5 protein-coding genes are annotated in these 3,145 nt (G+C 69.3%); 2 read left to right on the top strand and 3 right to left on the bottom strand.

What is annotated here, in order from left to right; genetic code table 11:
* On the top strand, nucleotides 1-229 hold a 229-nt coding region (locus tag U9977_RS26540; protein ID WP_322752006.1), incomplete at its 5' end, for a hypothetical protein.
* A 120-nt stretch (nucleotides 230-349) separates the two neighbouring features.
* On the opposite strand, the gene prfB is transcribed toward U9977_RS26540, so the two are convergent.
* Entirely contained in the window at nucleotides 350-1,450 is a 1,101-nt protein-coding gene (gene prfB / locus U9977_RS26535; RefSeq protein ID WP_322752005.1) for a peptide chain release factor 2, read from the bottom strand.
* 90 nt (nucleotides 1,451-1,540) lie between these two features.
* Nucleotides 1,541-1,687 (bottom strand): hypothetical protein, encoded by a 147-nt coding sequence (locus U9977_RS26530; protein ID WP_322752004.1) that lies wholly within the window; start codon nucleotides 1,685-1,687, stop codon nucleotides 1,541-1,543.
* 46 nt (nucleotides 1,688-1,733) lie between these two features.
* Between U9977_RS26530 and U9977_RS26525 the strand changes: the two genes are divergently transcribed.
* Nucleotides 1,734-2,669 carry a hypothetical protein gene (locus tag U9977_RS26525; protein WP_322752003.1) on the top strand — a complete coding sequence of 312 codons (936 nt, stop codon included), beginning with the start codon at nucleotides 1,734-1,736 and terminating at the stop codon, nucleotides 2,667-2,669.
* A gap of 57 nt (nucleotides 2,670-2,726) precedes the next feature.
* Here the strand turns inward: U9977_RS26525 and U9977_RS26520 are convergent.
* On the bottom strand, nucleotides 2,727-3,145 hold a 419-nt coding region (locus tag U9977_RS26520; RefSeq protein ID WP_416210792.1), incomplete at its 5' end, for a pilus assembly protein TadG-related protein.

Raw genomic sequence — 3,145 nt, 5'->3', positions numbered from 1 at the left:
CGACGAGTTTGTCGGCGAGGACGCCGCGGAGGAACGGGCCTTCCTCGAGTGGACGGAACGGACCGGCACCGAGACGGCCCTCATCGCCCTGTTCGGTCGCGAATCCAGCGGACGCGGCGGCCTGACCGACCGGCGTGCCCTGTTCCAGGTGATCGGTGACAAGCAGATCCAGAAGCCGCCACCCCTGTTCCCCAAGCGGTTGCGTCGCCGGCTCACGTCCCGCTGGTAACCGCCGGCCCTCAACGCCACCGGGCGCGCGGAATACCCGTGTAATCGCGCGCTCGGCCACCGGTTGCGAACAACCGAGGATGGAGCTGTCCGGCTCGCGACGCTCCGTCCTCGGGGAGCTCTATCCGTGCCGCTCGGTGGTGCGTCGCCAGCGGACCTCCGCATCGATGAAGTCGTCGATGTCGCCGTCCAGCACCGCCCCGGTGCCGGACGTCTCCACCTCGGTGCGCAGGTCCTTCACCATCTGGTACGGATGCAGTACGTAGTTGCGGATCTGGGAGCCGAAGGACACGTCCTGCGGACCGCCGGTCAGCCGCTGCTTCTCGGCGGCCTCCTCGACACGCCGACGTTCCAGCAGTTTGGCCTGCAGCACCATCATGGCCGCGGCCTTGTTCTGCAGCTGGCTGCGTTCGTTCTGGCAGGTCACCACGATGTTCGTCGGCAGGTGGGTGATCCGCACCGCCGAGTCGGTGGTGTTGACGCCCTGCCCGCCCGGACCCGACGAACGGAAGATGTCGATCCGCAGTTCCTTGTCGTCGATCTCGACATGGTCGGCCTGTTCGACGGCCGGGGTCACCTCGACCCCCGCGAACGACGTCTGGCGGCGGTTCTGGTTGTCGAAGGGGCTGATCCGCACCAGCCGGTGGACGCCGTGCTCGCTGCGCAGCGTCCCGTAGGCGTACGGCGCCTTGATCTGGAACGTGGCGGACTTCAGACCCGCCTCCTCCGCCTCGGAGGTGTCGAACACCTCGGCGCCGTAGCCGTGCCGTTCGGCCCACCGCAGGTACATGCGCAGCAGCATCGCCGTCCAGTCGGCGGCGTCCACGCCACCGGCACCGGCGGAAAGCTGAATGATCGCATCCCGCTCGTCGTACTCACCGGACAGCAGCGTACGAACCTCGAGCGTGGAGATGTCACGAGCGAGCTTGGGAAGGCCCACCGCGGCCTCGGCCAGCAGGTCCTCATCGGCGAGGTCGAGAGCGGTGATGATGTCGTCGAGGCGCCGCCGCAGCGCTTCGACCCGGGCGATGTCCCCACGCACCGACGAGAGCCGGCGGGTGACGCCCTGCGCCCTGGACTGGTCGCTCCACAGGTCCGGATCCGTTGCCTCACGCTCCAAGTCCGCGGCGCGGCGTCGGAGACTTTCAAGATCAAGAACTGTTTCGATGCCTGCGAGCGTCGAGTCGAGAGCCTTGATCTCCTCTGCGAGGTCGGCGGCCATGAGACCCACCTTACCGTCGGAAACGCGCCGCCCCCACCTGGATGCCGATCTTGGCGTGGCGAGGCCGGAACCCACGTCGGCGTCTTGGATTCAGAATTCGCACAAAGAGACCCAGAGCACATCCAACAGGCCCTTGCCACCGAGGCGCCGGACCGTCCCACCGACTATCTTGACTGCCAGCGGGCTCTTCGGCCCGACGGGCTCTTCGGTCGGAAAGCGGTGACAGCTGAATGTCACCCGGGCCATCTTAGACCGATTTCGCGCTGGTGAACGCTGGAGAGCCGTGACCGACAATACCGCCGGTACCGACCCACGTGTCGATACCGGCGAGCTTCATGACATCTGCATCCAGATCCTGAGCGAAGCGCTCGTCAACTACGAGACGGCCGACCTGTCCGACACCATATCGGCGCTGACGCCCCTGCACCAGACCACCCGGACGGTGCCGCGCACCCGACGGTTGCGGGGGGCGGTCGCCCTGGACTGGATGCGCCTGCACGCTGCCGTGACCGCCACCATGGCAGGCGCCGCATACGACCAGGGGCGCCACGGCGACGCCGTCTCGCTGGCCGATCGGGCCGCAACGGTGGCACGCGCCGCCGGCGACGGCCCGCTGGCCGGCAGTGCCCTGGCGATACGCGCCCGGGTGGTACGCCAGCACAGCCCGGCGGTGGCACTGCAGATCGCCGGGGCCGCCGGCCGGATCGCCGGAGCGAGCCCGGCCCGGGCCATGGTGGCCGGCAAGGTCTCGGCCGGCTCATACGCGGCCGTCGGCGATGTCGCCGGCGTCCGGCAGGCGGTGGTCCGCGCCTGGCAGATCATGGAGTTGCTGGCCCCGTCCGCGCAGGGACGCCCCGGCTTCGCGCTCGACACCTATTCCCCGGCGGACCTGGCTCTCGCCAGTGCCGAGGCGCTGACCACCGTCGGTGTCGCGGACGAGGCCGAGCCCTACCTTGAACGGGCCGCCGCGCTGATCGCGGACAGCGGGCAGACCGGTATGATCATTGCCGTGCACATGGCACAGGCACGGACCGCGCTGGCACGCAACCGCCCCGACCCCGACGAAGCGGCGCACCATGCGGCGCGGGCTGTGACCCTGGCCATGCACCGGCCGGCACAGTGGGTCGCCCGGCTCGTCCGCGACGTCTCCGCGCTCGCCGCCAAGCGCACCGGCCATCAGCTCGACGATCTTATCGCCGTCACGGCCCCCTGGTTCTGATCCTCTCGCTCCAAGACCTCCGGTGGCCCGCGCAGGGTCGCAGCGGCCCGAATACCGTCAGGGGCCGGGCGGACGGACGAGCGACTGGGCGTCCGCGCTGGCTGTGACGGTGACCGGGCCGATGCCCAGGAGCGCCACCACCGGCAACACGACCGTTCGACTGCCGGTCACCCGAACGGTCGTCGGGTTCAGCAGCTGCGCCGTGAGCACCGTGTGCCCGGACGGGTCGGCGTCGACCTGGTATCCGGCGACGGTCGCGGCGACCTCGGCAAGCGGCAGCTGCTGGAGATCCTGGGTCGCCGTGTAGATGGCGGCATCGTTGACATGCTGCGCGGCGGCGAGGGCTGCGCCGTCGGCCGCCGAAGCCACCGAGCGTTTGGCCAGATACACCGCGGAGGCATCGGTCACCACGAGCGCCAGCATCAACGCGATCATGACATAACCGAGGGTGAGTATCAGGATCGTGCCAGCGTCCG

The organism is Protofrankia sp. Cas8, assembly GCF_963555845.1.
In the GTDB taxonomy this organism is placed as follows: Bacteria; Actinomycetota; Actinomycetes; order Frankiales; family Frankiaceae; genus Protofrankia.
The sequence above is the reverse complement of the archived record's forward strand: the minus strand, read 5'-3'. Positions and strand labels throughout refer to the sequence as shown.

What these genes read in the sequence shown, in the direction of transcription:
- prfB (WP_322752005.1), bottom strand. Translation starts at nt 1,450, where the DNA reads ATGGCCGCCGACCTCGCAGAGGAGATCAAGGCTCTCGACTCGACGCTC.